The sequence below is a fragment of the Streptomyces sp. CMB-StM0423 genome (assembly GCF_002847285.1).
GTDB lineage: Bacteria > Actinomycetota > Actinomycetes > Streptomycetales > Streptomycetaceae > Streptomyces.
On record NZ_CP025407.1, the window covers coordinates 5,420,883 to 5,442,190 of the forward strand.

The following is a 21,308-nucleotide window of genomic DNA, read 5'->3' on the forward strand; positions in this document are numbered from 1 at the left end:
AGGCTGGCCGCAGGTGGCCGCGGGGGTCCAACACCTGATCGCTGGCCATTCACGCGCGTACGTTGTGAAATGGCTGGATGCCGACCGCACCCCGGGACGTCGAGCCGCGGCTGCTGCGCGCCTTCGCGGCGGTCGCCGAGACCCTGCACTTCACCCGCGCCGCAGGCCGCCTGTATGTCGCGCAGCAGGCGCTGAGCCGCGACATCCGCAGGCTCGAACGCGAGCTGGGCGCGGAGCTGTTCGTGCGCACCACCCGGCAGGTGCGGCTGACCGCGGAAGGCGAGCGGCTGCTGCCGTACGCCCGCCGGGTGCTCGCCGCGTACGACGACCTGGCCGCCGCGGCGGACCCGCGGACCCGCCCGCTGCTCGTCGACGTCGGCGCCCGCTACAGCACGGGCCAGCGGGTCCTGGACGCGGCCCGCGCGGCGGCGCCGGAACTGGAGCTGGTCGCGCGCTTCCACAGCGGGCTGACGGGCGCGGCGGCGGAGATCGCGGCGGGGCGGCTGGACGTGTCGTTCGGCCGGGTGGCGGGGCTGGCCCCGGGAACGCGGGCGGGCCTGCGGCACGAGCTGGTGCGGCTGGAGCCGATGGCGGTGCTGCTGCCGTCGGCCCACCCGCTGGCGGCCAGGACCGAGGTGCCGCTGGCGGCGCTGACGGGCGAGACCCTGTACGCGGCCGACGGCAACGCGGCGACGGCGGAGTGGACGGACCTGGCCCGCGAACTCTTCGCCGCGTGGGACATCCGCCTGGCGGCACCGTTCCCGGAGATCGACGGCGAGGCGGAGTTCGTGCGGCTCGTCCACAAACACGGCTGGTCGGTCCTGGCCACCACGGAGTTCGCCCCCATCCCCGCCATGACCCTCCGCCCCCTCACGCACCCGGTCCCCCTGTCCCCGGTCTCCCTGACCTGGCGCCACGGCCTGACCCACCCGGGCCTGACCGCACTACGCACGGCGGCCCGGAAGCTGGCCCGGGAGCACGACTGGTTCCACCACCCACCCGATGCCTGGCTCCCGGAGGCGGACCGCGTCCTGTACGGCCCGGAGCGCGGCGTCTCCTCCGCCGGCTCCTGCGACGACTTGCGGGCGGCCACGGGAAGGTAGGCCGCCACGCCGTCGTTCGTGAATCCGGCCGTCCACAGTCCTGCCGGGGAGGCGTGGATGCCCGTGAGGCTGCCGCCGGTGCCGGCGTCCTGGCCCGGCACGGGCGCCTTCCGGGCACCGCCCGGGGACAGGCCGAGGGCGTAGAACCCGCGCGGTCCGGGCCGTTTCCCACCCGGTGCCCTGCCACCGCGCCGCCACCGCCTCGGCCCGAACTCGATGCGAGGCGATGCGCTCCGGCGGCTGCGACCGGGCCGGTACCCGGTCCGCTCGTGCCGCGGTCCGAAAGCGCCCTCATCCCACAAGACGTGCGGCCCCGCCCCGGGTTGCAGGTCCCGCGGAACTTCTTCCGGGCGCCGGCTGAGCCTGTTCGGCGAGCGGGAGCGCGAGCGGCGGGCGTGAGTTGCCGCGGGCCGGGGGCGGGACCTTCGGCCGGGCGGATACGGTGCGGGCGTGGGGGAGTTCGCGGAGCAGTTGCCCGCTCTGGTCGGGGTGGTGGTCGGGGCGCTCGGGTCGTATGCCGCCGTCATGCACGGCGAGCGGGTGCGGTTCCGGCGTGAGCGCGTCGTGCGGTGGGAGGAGCGGCGCCTCGCCGCGTACCAGGGCTACGCCCTCGCCGTGAAGTCGGCCGTCAGCCTGCTGTTCCGCGTCGGTGCCCACCTCGGCAACGACGGCAACCCCCATCCGCTGCCGCCGCAAGAGGCCGCTCCGCGGCTGGGCGATGCCTCGCAGGCCCGCGATCTGGCGTGGGAGGAGATGCTGTTGCTCGGCTCGCCCGAGGTGGTCGAGGCGGGCCGGGCGTGGGCGGAGGCGGTCGCGGCGATGGAGCGGTTCGTACGGGACGGGACCCGCGGTCCCGGTGCGTGGTCGGCCCTGGTCGGGGACCAGCGGATGGCGCGCGAGGCGTACTACGCGGCGGCGCGGCGGGATCTGGCCCTCGGGCCCGGGCACCCGGGCCGGTGGCGGCCGGGAGGCGGGCTGTGAGGCGGGCTCCCGGAGCGGGGACCCGGAACGCAGCCGCGCGCACCAGAGCATCCCGGCCCCGGGCGGCAGCCGCCACGGCGTTGCGCCGTACGTTCAAGGCCCGGGTCCCGGGCCGGAACCGTCCGCTCCGGCCGGGCGCGGGCGCCGCCGCGGCGGCCCGTGTTACGGCCGCGTGAACCCGGCGAACTCCCAGGCCCCGCCCCCGTGCAGCGCCGCTCCCACCGCCGGGAACGCCTTTTCCTCACGTGTCAAGTACCCCTTGAGTGAGGGCAAGGTTGCGCGTGCGTCACTTGTCAACACAGGGTGGAAACCCACCGTCCCTACGGTCACCCTGAACCAGATCCGCCGCCCCGCCCGCGGGCGGCGGCCCGCCGACGAAGGGCAGGGACGGCTGCGATGACCGGCTCCGGGCAGACCCCGCGCAAGGGGAAGCGCTGGATCGAGGAGTGGGATCCCGAGGACGAGGCGTTCTGGGCGGAGAAGGGCGAGAAGACCGCCAACCGCAACCTCCTCTACTCCGTCTTCTCCGAGCACATCGGCTTCTCCATCTGGACTCTCTTCTCCGTCCTGGTCCTGTTCATGGGCGACGAGTACGGCATCGACGCCGCCGGGAAGTTCTTCCTCGTCTCCGTCGCCACCCTGGTCGGCGCGTGTGTGCGGGTGCCGTACACCTTCGCCGTCGCGCGCTTCGGCGGCCGCAACTGGACGGTGTTCAGCGCCCTGATGCTGCTGCTGCCGACCGCCGTCGCGTTCGCCGTGATGGAGCCGGGGACGTCGTATGGCACTTTCTTGCTGGTCGCCGCGCTCGCCGGCGTCGGCGGGGGCAACTTCGCCTCCTCGATGACGAACATCAACGCCTTCTTCCCGCTGCACCGCAAGGGCTGGGCCCTCGGGCTCAACGCCGGCGGCGGCAACATCGGGGTGCCCGTCATCCAGCTCGCCGCACTGCTCGTCATCGCCGTCGCGGGCGACGGGCGGCCGCGGGTGCTGCTCGGGATCTATTTGCCGCTGATCGTGGTCGCCGCGGCGCTCGCGTGGTGGCGGATGGACAATCTGGCGCCGGTACGGAACGACACCGGGGCGGCGAAGGAGTCGGTCAGGGACGCGCACACGTGGATCATGTCGTTTCTGTACGTGGGCACCTTCGGCTCGTTCATCGGCTACAGCTTCGCCTTCGGGCTGGTGCTGCAGACCCAGTTCGACCGCACCCCGCTGCAGGCCGCGGCCGTGACGTTCATCGGGCCGCTGCTCGGGTCGGTGATCCGGCCGGTCGGCGGCTGGCTGGCGGACCGGTACGGCGGGGCGCGGATCACGCTGTGGAACTTCGCCGCGATGGCCGGCGCGACGGCCGTCGTCGTCTTCGCGTCCGTACGGGAGTCGCTGCCCGTCTATCTCGTGGGCTTCGTCGGGCTGTTCCTCTTCTCCGGGCTCGGCAACGGCTCCACGTACAAGATGATCCCCGGCATCTACCAGGCCAAGGCGCTCGCCCTCGGGCTGCGCGGCGAGCAGGCCAACGCGTACGCGCGGCGGCTCTCCGGCGCCGCGATCGGGCTCATCGGCGCGGTCGGGGCGCTCGGCGGGCTCGGCATCAACCTCGCCTTCCGGCAGTCGTTCCTCGCCAACGGCAACGGCACGGCCGCCTGCGTGGCGTTCCTCGTCTTCTACGCTGTGTGCTTCGTGGTGACGTGGGTCGTGTACCTGCGGGGGCCGCGCACGCCCGCGGCGCGCGCCGACGGCGCGGACGGCCCGGAGCCGCGGCAGCCCGCCTACGCGGGGGTGTGAGCGGAGCACCATGGCACGGCACGAACGGCACCGACCGGGGAGCAGCGAACCATGACCGTACCCGCCGAGGTCAAACCCCTGGAGGGCTTCTCCGTCGGAGTCACGGCCGCCCGCCGCGCGGACGAGCTGAGCACCCTGCTGGCCCGCCGCGGCGCGGTCGTGCACCGCGCGCCCGCGCTGCGGATCGTGCCCCTCCACGACGACGACGAACTGCTCAACACCACCAAGGCGCTCATCGGCGACCCGCCCGACGTCGTCCTCGCCACCACCGCCATCGGCTTCCGCGGCTGGGTCGAGGCCGCCGGCGGCTGGGGCCTCGGCGACGCGCTGCTCGACAAGCTCGCGGGCGTCGAACTGCTGGCGCGCGGGCCGAAGGTGCGCGGCGCGATCCGGGCGGCGGGGCTGACCGAGTCGTGGTCGCCGGCGTCGGAGTCGATGGCGGAGGTGCTGGAGCGGCTGCTCGCCGAGGGCGCCGAGGGCCGTCGGGTGGCGCTGCAGCAGCACGGCGAGCCGCTGCCGGGGTTCGTCGAATCGCTACGGGCCGCGGGGGCGGAGGTCATCGTCGTACCGGTCTACCGCTGGATGCCGCCGGAGGACCCCGCGCCGCTGGACCGGCTGCTGGAGGCGGTCGCCGCCCGCGGCGTGGACGCCGTGACGTTCACCAGTGCCCCGGCCGCCGCGAGCTTCCTGGACCGGGCGGCCGCCCGGCACTGCCGCGACGAGATCCTCGACGCCCTGCGCCACGACGTGCTGCCCGCCTGCGTCGGGCCGCTCACGGCGCTGCCGCTGGAGCGGCACGACGTGCCGACCGCCCAGCCGGAGCGCTACCGCCTCGGGCCGCTCGTCCAGCTCGTCGCCCTCGAACTCCCCGGCCGCGTACGGACGCTGCCGGTCGGCGGGCACCGCATGGAGATCCGCGGCCACGCCGTGATCATCGACGGCGCGCTGCGCCCCGTGCCGCCGGCCGGCATGTCGCTGCTGCGTGCCCTGGCGCACCGCCCCGGCTGGGTCGTCTCCCGCGCGGAGCTGCTGCGGGCGCTGCCGGGCGCGGGCAGCGACGAGCACGCGGTGGAGACGGCGATGACCCGGCTGCGTACGGCGCTGGGCGTGCCCAAGCTCATCCAGACCGTCGTCAAGCGCGGCTACCGGCTGTCCCTCGACCCGCCCGCGGACGACAAATACGCCGAGATCCAGCCATAACGCATCCGCGCGGGCGGACCGTTGAACGCTCCGGCGGCGATCCCCGTACTCCTCGACCCGGAGGTGAGGGATGCGGGACGATGCCGTGGTGGCAGCGCAGCGCTCGAAGCCGACTCCCGACGAGGAGTTGATGCGGGTTCTCTACCGCGAGCACGCGGGCCCGCTGTTCGGCTTCGTGCTGCGCCTGGTCGCCGGGGACCGGCACCGGGCGGAGGACGTCGTACAGGAGACGCTGCTGCGCGCCTGGCGGCACGCCGGCGAACTGGCGGCCGCGGACGGCTCCGTGCGGCCCTGGCTGGTCACCGTGGCCCGCCGGATAGTGATCGACGGGCACCGCAGCCGGCAGGCGCGCCCGCGCGAGACGGACCCCGCGCCGCTGGAGAGCGTCCCGGCCGCCGACGACACCGACCGGGTGCTGCGGCTGATGACGATCTCCGACGCGCTCGCCGACCTGACGCCCGCCCACCGCGCCGCGCTGGTGGAGACGTACTTCAAGGGCCGGACGGCGAACGAGGCGGCCGAGGTGCTGGGCGTACCGGTGGGAACGGTGCGCTCACGGGTGTTCTACGCGCTGCGCTCGCTGCGGCTGTCGCTGGAGGAACGGGGAGTGGTGCCGTGACCGGCAAACGGCATCCGGACGTCGGGGCGTACGCGATCGGCGCGCTGGAGCACGACGAGGCGGAGCGGTTCGAGGAGCATCTCGCCGGCTGCGAGCGGTGCGCCGCGGCGCTGGCGGAACTGGCGCCGGTCGCCGACATGCTGGCGGACGTGCCGCCGCCGCAGGAGCCGCCGCCGGGCACGCTCGACCGGCTGCTTTCGGAGCTGTCGGCGGTACGGGCCCGGCAGCGCCGGGTGCGCAGGCGACTGGTCGTCGCGGTGACGGCGGCCGCGGTGGTGGCGGTCGCGGCGCCGGTGGTGACGGCGGTGGTGCTGGCCGGCGACGAGCCGGCCGCGGAGCAGCGCCGCGCGGACGTGTCCGGGCAGGAGGTACGGGCCGTGGACCCGGAGACGGGCGTGGCGGCCAGGATCAGCATGCGCCCGGTGACCTGGGGCACGAGCGTGGACCTGGATCTGCGCGGGGTGAGCGGCCCGCGCCGCTGCGACCTCCAGGCCGTGGGCAAGGACGGCTCGCACGAGACGGTCACGAGCTGGGGCGTCCCGGCGGACGGCTACGGCGCCGGCAACGGCAGAAACGCGGGCGCGAGCGGCCAGGGCGGCGGCAACAGCCTGCGGACGTCGGGCGGCACGAGCATGTCCCCGGACGACATCGACCACTTCGAGGTGGTCACGTCGGAGGGCGACAGACTGGTGATCGTCCCGGCAGAGGTGGGCTGACACCCCACACCCCCGTCGACCTGGGCTGACCTCCGGTCACCCGGCCGTGCCACACCCCACCGCACCCGGCGGCCGGGCCGGTCCCCTCACACCCGTCGGCTCCAGCCCGGCCTCCGTGCCCCGAGCCGCCGCGACCGGTCCGGCCCTCTCCGCCCCCACACCCCCGTCGACCTGGGCTGACCTCCGGTCACCCCCGTGCGAGAGGTAAGATGAACGGCTGCCTTGTCCGCACGAAGGGGGCCGCGGGTGACCGCGCACATCACCGCCCCGGACTCCGTCCGGGATCGCGAGATCCAGGCCGAGCAGGAACATCTGGACCGCGTGTACGACCGCCTTGAGGAGAAGATCCACGAGGCGGAGTTCCTCATGAGCGACGCCGCCAAGCGCGGCCAGGTCGGCACCCCCGGCGCGCTCGCCGAGCGCGACGCGCAGGTCTTCCGCGCCGGCGTCCATCTCAACCGGCTGAACAGCGAGTTCGAGGACTTCCTCTTCGGCCGCGTCGACCTCCTGCCCGGCAAGGACGGCGTCCGCGGCCCCGACGGCGCGTACACCTCCGTCGAGCCCGCAGACGACGCCGTGACCGCCGTCGGCACCGGCGGCGACGGCGGTACCGGCGGCAACGGCGAACAGCGCGCCCGTATCGCGGAGACCCTGCACATCGGCCGCCTCGGCGTCCTCGACGCCGACTACGCCCCGCTGGTCATCGACTGGCGCGCCCCCGCCGCCGCGCCCTTCTACCGCGCCACCCCCGTCGCCCCCGGCCGGGTCGTGCGCCGCCGCGTGATCCGCTCCAAGGGCCGCAAGGTGCTCGGCGTCGAGGACGACCTGCTGCGGCCCGAGCTGTCCGTGACGCTCGCCGGCGCCGCGCTGCCCGTCGTCGGCGACGGCGCGCTGATGGCGGCCCTCGGCCGGGCCCGTACGCACGCGATGCGCGACATCGTCTCCTCCATCCAGGCCGAGCAGGACACCGTCATCCGCGCCCCCGCCGCGTCCGTCACGGAGGTCGAGGGCGGCCCCGGCACCGGCAAGACGGCGGTGGCGCTGCACCGCGCCGCGTACCTGCTGTACCAGGACCGGCGGCGGTACGCGGGCGGGATCCTCGTCGTCAGCCCGACGCCGCTGCTCGTGGCGTACACCGAGGGCGTGCTGCCGTCGCTGGGCGAGGAGGGGCAGGTCGCGATCCGCGCGGTGGGCTCGCTCGTCGAGGCCACGGAGGCGACGCTGTACGACGAGCCGCGGGTGGCCAGGGTCAAGGGCTCGGCGCGGATGGTGCGGGTGCTGCGCCGGGCCGCGCGCGGGGTGCTGACGGCGGGCGACGTGCCGCAGCGGCTGCGGGTGGTCGCGTTCGGCGCCCGGGTGGAGCTGGACGCACGGGACCTGCGGCGCGTACGGCAGGCGGTCCTCGGCGGTACGGCGCCGGTGAACCTGCTGCGGGCCAGGGCCCGCCGCTTCCTGCTGGACGCGCTGTGGCAGAAGTCCGGCGCCCGGCCGCGCTACGACGACCCGGAGCTGGCCGCGGAGGCGCGGGCCGGGTTCGACGAGGACATCTCCACCGAGGACGACTTCCTCGCCTTCCTCGACGCCTGGTGGCCGGAGTTGACGCCGCGCACGGTGCTCGCGGCGCTCGCCGACGAGCGGCGCCTCGCGGGCTTCGCGCGGCGCGTGCTGACCCACGGCGAGGTCCGCGGCGTCGCCCGCTCGCTGGCCCGCGACGGGCTGACCGTGCACGACGTGGCGCTGCTGGACGAGTTGCAGGTGCTGCTCGGCGCGCCCGCGAAGCCGGCCAGGCCGCGGGAGCTGGACCCGCTGGACCAGTTGACGGGCCTGGAGGAGCTGACGACGTACGGGGAGCGCACCGCGCCCGCCGCGCGCCGCCGGGACGAGGAGCGGCAGGAGTACGCGCACGTCATCGTCGACGAGGCGCAGGACCTGACGCCGATGCAGTGGCGGATGGTGGGCCGCCGCGGGCGGCACGCGACGTGGACGGTCGTCGGCGACCCGGCGCAGAGTTCGTGGCCGGACCCGGACGAGGCGGCCGCGGCCCGTACCGAGGCGCTGGGCAGCCGCCCGCGGCGCCGCTTCACGCTGACCGTCAACTACCGCAACCCGGCGGAGATCGCCGAGGTCGCCTCCCGGGTCCTCGCGCTGGCCATGCCCGGCACCGAGCCGCCGGAGGCGGTGCGGTCGACCGGGGTGGTGCCGGCGTTCGCGGCGGCGGGGGCGGATCCGTACGACACGGTGCGCGCGGAGGTCGGACGGCTGCTGGCGGACGTGGACGGCACGGTGGGCGTCGTGGTGCCCATGGGCCGCCGCGAGGAGGCCCGCGGCCGGCTGGCGGAGCTGGGGGAGCGCGTGGTGGTGCTGGGCAGCCTGGAGGCCAAGGGCCTGGAGTACGACGCGACGGTGGTGCTCTCGCCCGCGGAGATGGCCGAGGAGTCGCCCGCGGGCCTGCGGGTGCTGTACGTGGCCCTCACCCGGGCGACGCAGCGGCTGACGGTGGTCGCCACCGCCCCGGACCTGCCGGACGCCGACGGCGTCCCCGACCTGCTGCGACCGTGAGCAGGCGCCACAGGGGCCGCCGAGACGGGAATGGCCTTACCGGGAGGGTTTGTTAGCCTGGGTGTGGCACCGGCCCGATCCATGCCCCCGGGCCCAACCATCGGCGCTTCGAGCGCCCACTTGCCGCGAGGCGAGCTGGCGGGTCGGTGCCACCAGGCGCGTACGGGCCGGGTGTGCGGCAGCAGCCGCGCACCCGGCCCGCAGCCTTTCCCGGGGCCGGTCCGGGCCCACCTCCCCGGCCCATTCCCGGCGATACCGTTCCGCGGAAGAATGATTCCGCCTTCCGGAGGGTTTCCGGATACCGCCCAGTAGGTGCGACCATCGATCCGATCCGCAGCGGGGCGTGTCGCGCCCCGTGCTTCACCACACAAGAGGGAACACACGGCCATGGCAACGGCGCCAAGCGTCTCCTACTCGAACACGGTCCGGCTGGAGGTCCCCGCGGGGGGCAACGCCGTCAGCCAGCTCACCTCCGCCGTCGAGTCCTCCGGCGGCAGCGTCACCGGCCTCGACGTCACCGCCTCCGGCCACGAGCGGCTGCGCATCGACGTCACCATCGCCGCCGCCTCGACCGACCACGCACGCTCCATCGTCGAAAAGCTCCGCGGCATCGAGGGCGTCGTCGTCGGCAAGGTCTCCGACCGTACGTTCCTCATGCACCTCGGCGGCAAGATCGAGATGCAGTCCAAGCACCCGATCCGCAACCGCGACGACCTGTCGATGATCTACACCCCCGGCGTCGCCCGCGTCTGCATGCAGATCGCCGAGAACCCCGAGGACGCCCGCCGGCTGACCATCAAGCGCAACAGCGTCGCCGTCGTCACCGACGGCTCCGCGGTCCTGGGCCTGGGCAACATCGGCCCCAAGGCCGCGCTGCCGGTGATGGAGGGCAAGGCGGCGCTCTTCAAGCGGTTCGCGAGCATCGACGCCTGGCCGCTCTGCCTGGACACCCAGGACACGGACGCCATCGTGGAGATCGTCAAGGCCATCGCGCCCGGCTTCGCCGGCATCAACCTGGAGGACATCTCCGCCCCCCGCTGCTTCGAGATCGAGGCACGGCTGCGCGAGGCGCTGGACATCCCCGTCTTCCACGACGACCAGCACGGCACCGCCATCGTCGTGCTCGCCGCGCTCACCAACGCGCTGCGGGTGGTCGGCAAGGAACTGGCCGACGTGCGCGTGGTGATGTCCGGGGCCGGCGCCGCCGGCACGGCGATCCTCAAGCTGCTGATCGACGCCGGCGCCAAGCACGCCGTCGTCGCCGACATCAACGGCGTCGTCCACTCGGGCCGCGCCGACCTGGTCGACGCCCCGCCCGGCAGCGCGCTGCGCTGGATCGCGGAGAACACCAACCGCGAGGGCCTCACCGGCACCCTCAAGGACGCCGTGCGCGGCGCGGACGTCTTCATCGGCGTCTCGGCCCCCGACGTCATCGACGGCGACGACGTGGCCGCCATGGCGTCCGACGCGATCGTCTTCGCGCTGGCCAACCCCGACCCCGAGGTCGACCCGGCCGCCGCCCGCGAGCACGCCGCCGTCGTCGCCACCGGGCGCAGCGACTTCCCGAACCAGATCAACAACGTGCTCGTCTTCCCCGGCGTCTTCCGCGGCCTGCTCGACGCGCACTCGCGGACCGTCAACTCCGAGATGATGATCGCCGCGGCCCGCGCCATCGCCGACGTCGTCCACGGTGACGAACTCAACCCGAACTACATCATCCCGAGCGTCTTCAACGACCGGGTGGCCCCCACGGTCGCCGACGCCGTCCGCGACGCCGCCCAGGCCGCGGGCGTCACGGAGCCGCCCACCACCGGGCCGTAACCGCCCCTGCACCCCGCGTGGGAACGGGCCGGGCCCCGGCGCGTCGGCTGGCTTTCGGGCCGCGCGTACGTCATAAGTGTGCGGATGGACGGGCTGCGGTGCACGACGCGCCAGGGCGCCGGATTGGCGTTTCCGCCGCAGGTGAGGGCAGGATGCGTAGTCGGGCGCGAGGCGCTGTCACGGGACCCGGTTACGGGGACTGTCAGCGGGTCCTGGCAGCATCGGCTTTGATCTCACGCCTCAATGGCAAGAAAACACGGGAGACAGATATGAACCGCAGTGAGCTGGTGGCCGCGATCGCAGAGCGCGCCGAGGTGACCCGCAAGGACGCCGACGCCGTGGTGGCCGCCCTCGCCGAGGTCGCCGGGGAGGTCGTCAGCAAGGGCGACGAGAGGATCACCATCCCCGGCTTCCTGACCTTCGAGCGCACCCACCGCAAGGAGCGTTCCGCCCGCAACCCGCAGACCGGCGAGCCGATCCAGATTCCCGCTGGTTACAGCGTGAAGGTCACGGCCGGCTCGAAGCTGAAGGAAGCGGCGAAGGGCAAGTAAGGCCCGCAGACCGAAGAAGGAGGGCGGCCGGACCCAGCGGGGGCGGCCGCCCTTCGCCTGTCCGGCCGCCCTCCTTCCGCACGCGGAGGTGAGCGTACGCGGACGGGGGCGGGCGGTGCTCAGCCGGCCGCGGCGGCGGCCGGGACGTCCGGCAGCTCCGCGCGGGCGCCGAGGTCCGCGAGCTTCTGCAGGAAGTTCTCGTAGCCGCGGTTGATCAGGTCGATGCCGTGCACCCGCGAGGTGCCCTGCGCCGCCAGTGCCGCGATGAGATACGAGAAGCCGCCGCGCAGGTCCGGGATGACCAGGTCGGCGCCCTCCAGCTTGGTCGGTCCTGAGACGACCGCGGAGTGCAGGAAGTTGCGCTGCCCGAAGCGGCAGGGAGTGCCGCCCAGGCACTCGCGGTAGAGCTGGATGTGCGCGCCCATCTGGTTGAGCGCGGAGGTGAAGCCGAGGCGGGACTCGTACACCGTCTCGTGCACGATCGACAGCCCCGACGCCTGCGTGAGGGCGACGACCAGCGGCTGCTGCCAGTCGGTCTGGAAGCCGGGGTGGACGTCGGTCTCCAGCGCGATGGCGTTCAGCGGGCCGCCGGGGTGCCAGAAGCGGATGCCCTCGTCGCCGATGTCGAAGGCGCCGCCGACCTTCCGGAAGGTGTTGAGGAACGTCATCATCGAGCGCTGCAGCGCGCCGCGGACGAAGACGTCGCCCTCGGTCGCCAGCGCCGCGGACGCCCAGGAGGCGGCTTCAAGACGGTCCGGCAGGGCGCGGTGGGTGTAGCCGCCGAGCTGGTCCACGCCGGTGATGCGGATGGTCCTGTCGGTGTCCATCGCGATGATCGCGCCCATCTTCTGCAGTACGCAGATGAGGTCCTCGATCTCCGGCTCGACGGCCGCGTTGGACAACTCGGTGACGCCCTCGGCCAGCACGGCCGTCAGCAGCACCTGCTCGGTGGCCCCCACGGAGGGGTAGGGCAGCCGGATCTTCGTGCCGCGCAGCCGCTGCGGCGCCTCCAGGTACTGCCCGTCGGCGCGCTTGTCGATCCGGGCGCCGAACTGGCGCAGCACGTCGAAGTGGAAGTCGATGGGCCGGCCGCCGATGTCGCAGCCGCCGAGGCCGGGGATGAAGGCGTGGCCGAGCCGGTGCAGCAGGGGACCGCAGAAGAGGATCGGGATACGGGACGAGCCGGCGTGCGCGTCGATGTCGGCGACGTGCGCGCTCTCGACGTACGTCGGGTCGAGCACCAGCTCACCGGGCTCGTCGCCGGGACCCACGGTCACGCCGTGGAGCTGGAGCAGGCCGCGCACCACCCGCACGTCGCGGATGTCCGGGACGTTGCGCAGCCGGCTGGGGGAACTGCCGAGCAGCGCGGCGACCATCGCCTTGGGCACGAGGTTCTTGGCCCCGCGGACGTGGATCTCGCCCCGGAGGGGCGTACCGCCGTGGACGAGGAGGACATCGGCGCTGTCAGGAGCTGTCATGGGGCTCGCGATCCTGGAGACGGACTGGGACAGACAGAAATGCTAATGCCCCGCCCACCCCCCTCCCCCGGGCCGGGGCGGGGCGGGGAGCGTCATGAATTCGCTACAGATTCGGCGGGCCGAAGCCGGGGCACTCTGCGTGCGGCACGCGGGTGCGCAGGGTGACGGGGCGGGGGCCGGCGAGGCGCCGAGGCGGGCGGGCAGGGCCGCAGCCCCGGGGGGCCGGGGGCGGAGCCCTTGGGGCCGGTGGTTGGCCGAGCCTGGCGGGGCCTTGGGGAGCGAGGAGTGCCGAAGCGGTACCCCCCGGGGGGGGCGCGTGGGGCCGGCCGCGGTCGGCCCGGCGCTTTTGGGGGTTCGGGGGCGGAGCCCCCGTCGGGGGCCGGGGGCGGGGCCTCCGGTTCGGGGTCGGGGACAGGCCCGTCGTCCTGCCCCGCGCTCGCGTGGACGCATGCGCCCGCCCCGTGCCGCGTGCGGACCCCCTGGGTCGCGAGAGGCGGCCGGGGCCGGCCCCCGGGGCGCGTGCGTGCGCGCATTGCCGTATTCCTCGGCCGTCCGCTCCCCACGCGCCCGTAACTGCGGGATCATGTCCGCATGACGGAGGTGTCATCCCTCACGGGCCGGTTGCTGGTCGCGACGCCGGCCCTGACCGATCCGAACTTCACCCGGACCGTGGTGCTCCTGCTCGACCACGACGACGAGGGGTCGCTCGGCGTCGTGCTCAACCGGCCGACCCCCGTCGGCGTCGGCGACGTGCTGCAGGACTGGGCCGACCTCGCCGGCGATCCCGGCGTGGTCTTCCAGGGCGGCCCGGTCTCCCTCGACTCCGCGCTCGGCCTCGCGGTGGTCCCCGGCGACAAGGGTGGCGTACCCGGCGGCGAGGGGCCGCTCGGCTGGCGCCGGGTGCACGGCGCCATCGGTCTGGTGGACCTGGACGCCCCGCCCGAGCTGCTCGCGGCGGAGCTGGGCACGCTGCGGATCTTCGCGGGGTACGCGGGATGGGGTCCCGGGCAGTTGGAGGAGGAGCTGGACGACCGCGCGTGGTACGTCGTGGAGTCCGAGCCCGGCGACGTGTCCTCGCCCGCGCCGGAGGGCCTGTGGCGGGCGGTGCTGCGGCGGCAGCGCAGCGAGCTGGCCATGGTCGCGACATATCCGGACGACCCGAGCCTGAACTGATCCGCGGTGCCGTCGGTACCCTTGGCCACCATGAGCACTCCTCTCCCCGAGCCCGAACGCGGAACCGGCACCGGCACCCTCGTCGAACCGACGCCGGAGGTGTCGCACGGCGACGGCGACCACGAGCGCTTCGCCCATTACGTCCAGAAGGACAAGATCATGGCCAGCGCGCTCGACGGCACCCCCGTCGTGGCGCTCTGCGGCAAGGTGTGGGTCCCGGGGCGCGATCCGAAGAAGTACCCCGTCTGCCCCATGTGCAAGGAGATCTACGAGTCCATGGGCGCCGGCGGCGGCAAGGGCGGCAAGGACGGCGGTAAGGACGGCGGCAAGAAGTAGCCGCTTCCCGGCCGCGGCCCCCGGTCCCCGGGTCGCGGTCGGAATGGTCTAGTCCAAATCCCCGTCCTGGGGCAGGATGAGGCCCATGGATCTCATCCCCGCGCCCCGCAGCGCCGCCCGCACCAGCGACACCGCGACTTTCGCCCTGGGCCAGGGCACCGTCCTCGCCGCAGGCGAGGGGGCCGACGGCGTCGCCCGGTGGCTGCGGGCCGAGTTCGGTGCGGCCACCGGGTTGCCGCTCGCCCCCGGAGACCCCGCCGCAGCGGACGCGGACGCCCCCGGCGCCGCCGACGACGGGGACGCCCCCGGCGCCATCCGCCTCGGCGTCGATCCCGCGCTCGCCCTCGCCGGCCGGCCGGCGGGCGCGGCCGGCGCCGAGGCGTACCGGCTGGAGGTCGGGCCCGGCGGCGTACGCCTGACCGGCGGCGGCCCCGCCGGGCTGTTCTGGGGCGCGCAGACCCTGCGCCAGCTCCTCGGCCCGCAGGCGTACCGCACCGCCCCCCTCGGCGAGCGCACCTGGGAGCTGCCGTACTGCCGCGTCGAGGACGCCCCGCGGTTCGGCTGGCGCGGCTTCATGCTCGACGTCTCGCGGCACTTCCTCACCAAGCGCGAGGTGCTGCGCCACCTCGACCTGATGGCCGCGCACAAGCTCAACGTGCTGCACTTCCACCTCACCGACGACCAGGGCTGGCGCATCGAGATCAAGCGCCACCCCAAGCTCACCGAGGACGCCTCCTGGCGCCCGCGCACCAAGGTCGGCCACCGCGCCTCCGGCATCTGGGACGAGCGCCCGCACGGCGGCTTCTACACCCAGGACGACCTCCGCGAGATCGTCGCGTACGCCGCCGCAAGGCACATCACCGTCGTTCCCGAGATCGACATCCCCGGCCACTCGCAGGCCGCCATCCACGCCTATCCCCGGCTCGGCAACACCGACGTCGTCGACACCGCGGCGCTCGACGTGTGGGGCGACTGGGGCGTCTCGGAGAACGTCCTCGCGCCCACCGAGGAGGTGCTGCGCTTCTACGAGGGCGTCTTCGAGGAGGTGCTGGACATCTTCCCGTCGACGTTCGTGCACGTCGGCGGCGACGAGTGCCCCAAGCGCCAGTGGAAGTCCTCGCCGGCCGCCCAGGCCCGTATCCGCGAACTCGGCCTGGCCGACGAGGACGAGCTGCAGTCGTGGTTCATCCGGCACTTCGACCGCTGGCTCGCCGGCCGCGGCCGGCGCCTCATCGGCTGGGACGAAATCCTCGAAGGCGGCCTCGCCGACGGTGCCACCGTCTCCTCCTGGCGCGGCTACGCCGGCGGCATCGCCGCCGCGCAGGCGGGACACGACGTCGTCATGTGCCCGGAGCAGCAGGTCTACCTCAACTACCGCGAATCGGGCGCCCCGGACGAGCCCGTGCCGATCGCCCAGGTGCGTACGCTGGAGGACTTCTACCGCTTCGAGCCCGTGCCGCCGCAGCTCGAAGGCCCGGCCGCGGAGCACGTCATCGGCACCCAGGCCAACGTCTGGAGCGAGGTGCTGGAGAGTCCGCAGCGCTTCGACTACCAGGTCTACCCGCGGCTCGCCGCCTTCGCCGAGGTCGCCTGGTCCGCCCTGCCGCCGTCCGCCGAGCGGGACTTCGCCGGCTTCACGGCCCGCATGGAGGAGCACTACGCGCGCCTCGACGCCCTCGGCGTCGACTACCGCCCGCCCGGCGGCCCGCGGCCGTGGCAGCGGCGCCCCGGAGTGCTCGGACGCCCGATCGAAGGACCGCCCCCGATCGTGTGAGCCTCAACGGCTGTTCCGGAAGTAGTACAAGCCTCCCCGAAGAGTGACAATCCCCACTTGGTGTGGAGCAGGTCCCCATCCGGGCCCGCGAGTTGGGCGCCGAGCGGGGTACGCTCGTGTTCTTCCGCGCCGCCGGAGGCGGCCCCGGACCGTGACGGATGTGCCAGAGTTGCCACGTCCCGGCCGGGAGCCCGTACCGTACGGCGGAACGGCCGGAACTCCTGGGGGACACTGCGGAAGGGGCAGCCGGGTTGACCACTCATGCACCGCAGGCCGCACAGACGGTGGTGCTGCCGGACTCGCTCGACGAAGCGGTCGCGGCGCTCGTCGCCGTGCCCGCCGCCGTGCCCGTCGCCGGCGGGACCGACCTCATGGCGGCCGTCAACGCGGGCCTGTTGCGCCCCTCCGCGCTCGTCGGCCTCGGCCGGATCAGCGAGCTGCGCGGCTGGCACTACCAGGACGGCGCCGCCCTCCTGGGCAGCGGCCTGACCCACGCGCGCATGGGGCGGCCCGACTTCGCCGCCCTCATCCCCGCGCTCGCCGCCGCCGCGCGCGCCGCGGGCCCGCCGCAGGTGCGCAACGCGGGCACCCTCGGCGGCAACATCGCCTCCGCCGGCCGCACCGGCGACGCGCTGCCGGTGCTGGCCGCGCTCGACGCCACCGTGCTGATCGCCGAACCCGCGGGCGGGCACCGCGAGATCCCGGTCAGCCACCTGCTCGCGGGCGTGGAGATGCTGCGCACCGGCGAGCTGATCGCGTTCGTACGGGCGCCGCTGCTGCACGCGCCGCAGGTGTTCCTCAAGGCCACCGGGCGTACGGGGCCGGGGCGCGCGGTCGCCTCGGTTGCGTTGGTGCTCGACCCGGCGCGCCGCTCGGTGCGGTGCGCCGTCGGCGCCGTGGCGCCCGCGCCGCTGCGGCCGATGGAGGCCGAGCAGTGGGTCGCGGGCCTGATGGACTGGGACGGCCACCGCGGGCTGCCTCCGGAGGCGCTGGCCGCCTTCGGCGAGTACGTCGCCGCCGCGTGCATCCCCGACCCGCCGCCTGCCGCGGAGGGCGAGGAGCCGCCGCGGCTGCCGGCGGCGGCGCTGCACCTGCGGCGTACGGTGTCGGCGCTGGCCCGCCGGGCACTGGGGAGGGCGCTGTCGTGAGCCGGGACCACGTGGACGACCAGCAGCCGCAGTACGGCACCGGGGGCTGGCAGCCGATGCCGCAGGGCGCGGACGGCGACCCGGACGCCACGGCGTTCGTGCAGTTGCCGCCGGAGGTGTTCCCCGAGGCCGACGCAGGCGTGCCGCTGGCGGCGCCCGGGCACGGGTACGTGCCGCCGCCGATAGCGGTCCCGGCGACGGACCCGGGGCAGACGGGGCAGTTCCAGATCCCGGAGGGGCTGAGCGGGCAGACCGCCCAGGAGGCGCCGGAGACTTACGGGCACGGCGAGGCGTACGGGTACGGGCCGGAAGCGGCCGGGCCCGGCCACGGCGGAGCCCACGACGGGGCGCACGACGGTGTCCACGGCGACCAGCACGGCGACGGCCAGGCCCGCTCCCGGCGGCCCGGGGCCGGGGGCTTCGGGCAGGCGGGCATGCGCGCGGTGGCGGAGACCCGGCGCGCGACGGCCGACGGGTACGTGCAGGACGCGCAGGCCGGCGGGCAGGGCGCGTACGGACTGCAGCAGGACACCGGCCCCGGCGGCGGCGCGCAGCGGTGGGCGGACCCGGCGTACCCCGCGGACCAGGACCCGGGCACGTGGCCCGGCGCCGCCGCGCACGCGGACGCCGGCGGAGGACCGTACGGCGAGGTCCCCCCGGGCCCCGCGCAGCACCCCGCCGACCACGAAGGCCCCCCCGCCGAGGGGCAGATCAGCGCCTGGCGCCCGGTGCCGCAGGACGGCGACACGTCGCCCGGCTGGGCGATCCCGACCGCGCCCGACGACCTGCCGGAGGACTCCGGCGAGTACGCGCTGCACGACCGCTCCGCGGGCGAAGGGCAGCCGGACGGCGACGCCCGGGAGCACGCGGCGCCGGAGGCGGACGTACCGCGGCCGCCGGAGACCGGCGAGGCCGGTCCCGCAGCGGAACCGGCGCCGGAAGCCCCTGCCGAGACCGAGCCGGCGCCCGCCCCCGCCACCGCCCTCGCGGCGGACGAACACCCCCTCGCGTCCTACGTGCTGCGCGTCAACGGCGCCGACCGCCCGGTGACCGGCGCGTGGATCGGGGAGTCCCTGCTCTACGTGCTGCGCGAGCGGCTGGGCCTCGCCGGCGCCAAGGACGGCTGCTCGCAGGGCGAGTGCGGCGCGTGCTCGGTGAAGGTCGACGGCCGGCTCGTCGCGGCGTGCCTGGTGCCGGCGGCGACGGCCGCGGGCGCCGAGATCCGCACCGTCGAGGGCCTGGCCGACCAGGGTGTGCACTCCGACGTGCAGCGCGCGCTGGCCGCGTCGGGCGCGGTGCAGTGCGGGTTCTGCGTGCCGGGCCTGGCGATGACGGTGCACGACCTGCTGGAGGGCAACCACTCGCCGAGCGACCTGGAGGCCCGCCAGGCGCTCAGCGGCAACCTGTGCCGCTGCACCGGCTACCGCGCCGTCCTCGACGCCGTCCAGGAGGTCATCGCGGGCCGCCGCGCCCCGGACACCGAGGACGACGCCGACGGGGTGGGGCGCGCCCGTATCCCGCAGCAGGCCGGCCCGGGCGAAGGCGGCGCCCACCCCGCGCCGGGCACGGTCCGCATGCCCCCGCCCCGCCCCCCGAACCCCCATGAGGGAGGCCCCCGGTGACCCCCTCCCCGGAGCACACGGCCACGACCCCCATCCCCCCGGGCGGCCCCGAGGCGCACGGGATCGGGGCCTCGCTCACCGCAACGGACCTCGTCGCCAAGACCGAGGGCACGTTCCCGTACGCCGCCGACCTGTGGGCCGAGGGCCTCCTCTGGGCCGCCCTGCACCGCTCTCCGCACGCGCACGCGCGGATCGTCTCCGTCGACACCTCCGCCGCCGAGGCCATGCCCGGCGTCCGCGTCGTCGTCACCCACCGCGACCTGCCCGACGCCGCCGGCCACGGCCGGGGCGTACGGGACCGGCCCGTGTTCGCGCACGACGTCGTACGGCACCACGGCGAGCCCGTCGCCGCCGTCGCCGCCGACCACCCCGACACCGCGCGGCTGGCCGCGGCCGCCATCGCCGTCGAGTACGAACTGCTCGACCCCGTCACCGACCCGCAGGCCGCCTTCGAGGCCGAGCCCCTGCACCCCGACGGCAACCTGATCCGGCACATCCCGCTGCGCTACGGCGACCCGCAGGCCGCCGGCGAGGTCGTCGTCGAGGGCATGTACCGCATCGGCCGCCAGGACCCCGCGCCCATCGGCGCCGAGGCCGGTCTCGCCGTGCCCCGCCCCGACGGCGGCGTGGAGATCTACGCGGCCGCCACCGACCCCCACTCCGTACGCGACCAGGTGTCCGCCTGCCTGGGGCTGGCCGCGGACCGGGTCAAGGTCGTCGTCACCGGCGTCCCCGGCGCCACCGGCGACCGCGAGGACGGCTCCATGCAGTTGCCCCTCGGGCTGCTCGCGCTGCGTACCGGCTCGCCCGTGAAGCTCCTCGCCACCCGCGAGGAGTCGTTCCTCGGCCACGCCCACCGCCACCCCACCCTGCTGCGCTACCGGCACCACGCCGACGCCCGCGGCAAGCTCGTCAAGGTCGAGGCGCAGATCCTGATGGACGGCGGCGCCTACGCCGACACCTCGGCCGACGCGCTGGCCGCCGCGGTGTCGTTCTCCTGCGGCCCGTACGTCGTCCCGCACGCGTTCGTCGACGGCTGGGTGGTCCGTACGAACAACCCGCCCTCGGGCCACGTCCGCGGCGAGGGCGCCATGCAGGTCTGCGCCGCGTACGAAGGGCAGATGGACAAGCTCGCCGCCGCCCTCGGCATGGATCCCGCGGAGCTGCGCGCGCGCAACGTGATGGCCACCGGCGACCTGCTGCCCACCGGCCAGACCGTCACCTGCCCCGCACCTGTCGCCGAACTCCTCACCGCCGTACGCGAAGCGCCGCTGCCGCCCGCGGAGGAGAGCCTGCTGCCCGGCGGCCCCGAGGGCGCGGGCGAGCCGGGCGTCGTGCGCCGCGGTGTGGGCTACGGGCTGGGCATGGTGCACATGCTGGGCGCCGAGGGCGCCGACGAGGTGGCCACCGCGACCGTCCGCGTCAGCGGCGGCGTCGCCACCGTCATCTGCGCGGCCGTCGAGACCGGCCAGGGCTTCGCCACCCTGGCCCGGCAGATCGTGCAGGAGGTCCTCGGCGTCGACGAGGTGCACACCGCTCCCGTCGACACCGACCAGCCCGCGGCCGGGCCCGCCTGCCACGGGCGGCACACCTGGGTCTCGGGCGGCGCGGTGGAGCGGGCCGCGAAGATGGTCCGTACCCAACTGCTGCAGCCGCTGGCGCAGAAGTTCGGCATGTCCGCGGAACTGCTGACGATCGCCGACGGCAAGATCACGTCGTACGACGGGGTGCTGTCGACGACGGTCGCGGAAGCGCTGGAGGGCAAGGAGCTGTGGGCCACGGCGCAGTGCCGCCCGCACCCGACGGAGCCGCTGGACGCCAACGGGCAGGGCGACGCGTTCGTGGGCATGGCCTTCTGCGCGGTGCGCGCGGTGGTGGACGTGGACGTGGAGCTGGGCGCGGTGCGGGTGGTGGAGATGGCCGTCGCGCAGGACGTCGGCAAGGTGCTCAACCCGCGGCAGCTCGCGGCCCGGATCGAGGCGGGCGTCACGCAGGGCGTGGGCGCGGCGCTGATGGAGAACCTCCGTACGAACAAGGGCATCGTCCGCCACCCCGATCTCACCGGCTACCCGCTGCCCACGGCGCTCGACGCGCCCGACGTGCGGATCGTGAAGCTGATCGAGGAGCGGGACGTGGTGGCGCCGTTCGGCGCGAAGGCGGCGAGCGCGGCGCCGGTGGTCACGTCACCGGCGGCGATCGCGGCGGCGGTGCGGGCGGCGACGGGGCGGCCGGTGAGCCGGCTGCCGATCCGGCCGCAGTCGGCGGCGGTGCAGCAACCCGGGCCGCCGGGCGCGAGGCAGTAGGGGCACCTTCGGGGGCGTTGGGCGCTCAATGCCCGTGAGGTGAAGGATGAGGCGATACGGTCCGCGGGAAGAGCCGCGGCCGTACGCACCCGCACCTCCCGCCCGTACCCCCGATCCCGCCCGTACCGCCGAGACGTGCTCC

At 74.9% G+C, this 21,308-nt stretch carries 16 protein-coding genes; 15 read left to right on the plus strand and 1 reads right to left on the minus strand.

What is annotated here, in order from left to right; genetic code table 11:
• The first annotated feature begins 77 nt into the window (after window positions 1-77).
• The 9 genes from CXR04_RS23615 (at window position 78) to CXR04_RS23660 (ending at window position 11,332) form a co-directional block, all read left to right on the plus strand.
• The gene (locus CXR04_RS23615; protein ID WP_101424293.1) at window positions 78-1,103 is read left to right on the plus strand and encodes a LysR family transcriptional regulator; all 1,026 of its coding nucleotides are present in this window, start codon (window positions 78-80) and stop codon (window positions 1,101-1,103) included.
• 450 nt (window positions 1,104-1,553) lie between these two features.
• Window positions 1,554-2,084 carry a hypothetical protein gene (locus CXR04_RS23620; RefSeq protein WP_101424294.1) on the plus strand — a complete coding sequence of 177 codons (531 nt, stop codon included), beginning with the start codon at window positions 1,554-1,556 and terminating at the stop codon, window positions 2,082-2,084.
• A gap of 396 nt (window positions 2,085-2,480) precedes the next feature.
• Entirely contained in the window at window positions 2,481-3,866 is a 1,386-nt protein-coding gene (locus tag CXR04_RS23625) for an MFS transporter (RefSeq protein ID WP_101424295.1), read from the plus strand.
• A gap of 51 nt (window positions 3,867-3,917) precedes the next feature.
• Window positions 3,918-5,066 (plus strand): uroporphyrinogen-III synthase, encoded by a 1,149-nt coding sequence (locus tag CXR04_RS23630; RefSeq protein ID WP_101424296.1) that lies wholly within the window; start codon window positions 3,918-3,920, stop codon window positions 5,064-5,066.
• A 70-nt stretch (window positions 5,067-5,136) separates the two neighbouring features.
• Window positions 5,137-5,685 carry a sigma-70 family RNA polymerase sigma factor gene (locus tag CXR04_RS23635; RefSeq protein WP_101424297.1) on the plus strand — a complete coding sequence of 183 codons (549 nt, stop codon included), beginning with the start codon at window positions 5,137-5,139 and terminating at the stop codon, window positions 5,683-5,685.
• Complete coding sequence (locus CXR04_RS23640) at window positions 5,682-6,401, plus strand: zf-HC2 domain-containing protein (RefSeq protein WP_101424298.1); 720 nt, start codon at window positions 5,682-5,684, stop codon at window positions 6,399-6,401. The genes CXR04_RS23635 and CXR04_RS23640 overlap by 4 nt, the downstream gene beginning before the upstream one ends.
• Window positions 6,402-6,647: 246 nt before the next feature.
• Entirely contained in the window at window positions 6,648-8,960 is a 2,313-nt protein-coding gene (locus tag CXR04_RS23645; protein ID WP_101424299.1) for a HelD family protein, read from the plus strand.
• Window positions 8,961-9,347: 387 nt separating this feature from the next.
• On the plus strand, window positions 9,348-10,781 hold the full coding sequence (locus CXR04_RS23650; RefSeq protein WP_101424300.1) for an NAD-dependent malic enzyme: 1,434 nt from the start codon (window positions 9,348-9,350) through the stop codon (window positions 10,779-10,781).
• 269 nt (window positions 10,782-11,050) lie between these two features.
• On the plus strand, window positions 11,051-11,332 hold the full coding sequence (locus CXR04_RS23660) for an HU family DNA-binding protein (RefSeq protein WP_027773875.1): 282 nt from the start codon (window positions 11,051-11,053) through the stop codon (window positions 11,330-11,332).
• 119 nt (window positions 11,333-11,451) lie between these two features.
• On the opposite strand, the gene murA is transcribed toward CXR04_RS23660, so the two are convergent.
• Entirely contained in the window at window positions 11,452-12,810 is a 1,359-nt protein-coding gene (gene murA, locus CXR04_RS23665; RefSeq protein ID WP_101424301.1) for a UDP-N-acetylglucosamine 1-carboxyvinyltransferase, read from the minus strand.
• Between the two features lie 591 nt (window positions 12,811-13,401).
• Between murA and CXR04_RS23670 the strand changes: the two genes are divergently transcribed.
• From CXR04_RS23670 to CXR04_RS23695, 6 genes are all read left to right on the plus strand, one after another.
• Window positions 13,402-13,983 carry a YqgE/AlgH family protein gene (locus CXR04_RS23670; protein WP_101424302.1) on the plus strand — a complete coding sequence of 194 codons (582 nt, stop codon included), beginning with the start codon at window positions 13,402-13,404 and terminating at the stop codon, window positions 13,981-13,983.
• A gap of 30 nt (window positions 13,984-14,013) precedes the next feature.
• Window positions 14,014-14,319: a DUF3039 domain-containing protein gene (locus CXR04_RS23675; RefSeq protein ID WP_101426558.1), complete on the plus strand. Its 306-nt coding sequence runs from the start codon at window positions 14,014-14,016 to the stop codon at window positions 14,317-14,319.
• A gap of 85 nt (window positions 14,320-14,404) precedes the next feature.
• A complete protein-coding gene (locus CXR04_RS23680; RefSeq protein ID WP_101424303.1) occupies window positions 14,405-16,093 on the plus strand; it encodes a beta-N-acetylhexosaminidase in 1,689 nt (562 codons plus the stop codon).
• Window positions 16,094-16,344: 251 nt separating this feature from the next.
• Window positions 16,345-17,241, plus strand: a complete 897-nt coding sequence (locus CXR04_RS23685; protein WP_101424304.1) for an FAD binding domain-containing protein — start codon at window positions 16,345-16,347, stop codon at window positions 17,239-17,241.
• Window positions 17,238-18,863 (plus strand): 2Fe-2S iron-sulfur cluster-binding protein, encoded by a 1,626-nt coding sequence (locus tag CXR04_RS23690; protein ID WP_101424305.1) that lies wholly within the window; start codon window positions 17,238-17,240, stop codon window positions 18,861-18,863. Before CXR04_RS23685 ends, CXR04_RS23690 begins: the two co-directional genes overlap by 4 nt.
• Window positions 18,860-21,166, plus strand: coding sequence for a xanthine dehydrogenase family protein molybdopterin-binding subunit (locus tag CXR04_RS23695; RefSeq protein ID WP_101424306.1), 2,307 nt, complete (start codon window positions 18,860-18,862; stop codon window positions 21,164-21,166). Before CXR04_RS23690 ends, CXR04_RS23695 begins: the two co-directional genes overlap by 4 nt.
• Window positions 21,167-21,308: the final 142 nt, after the last annotated feature.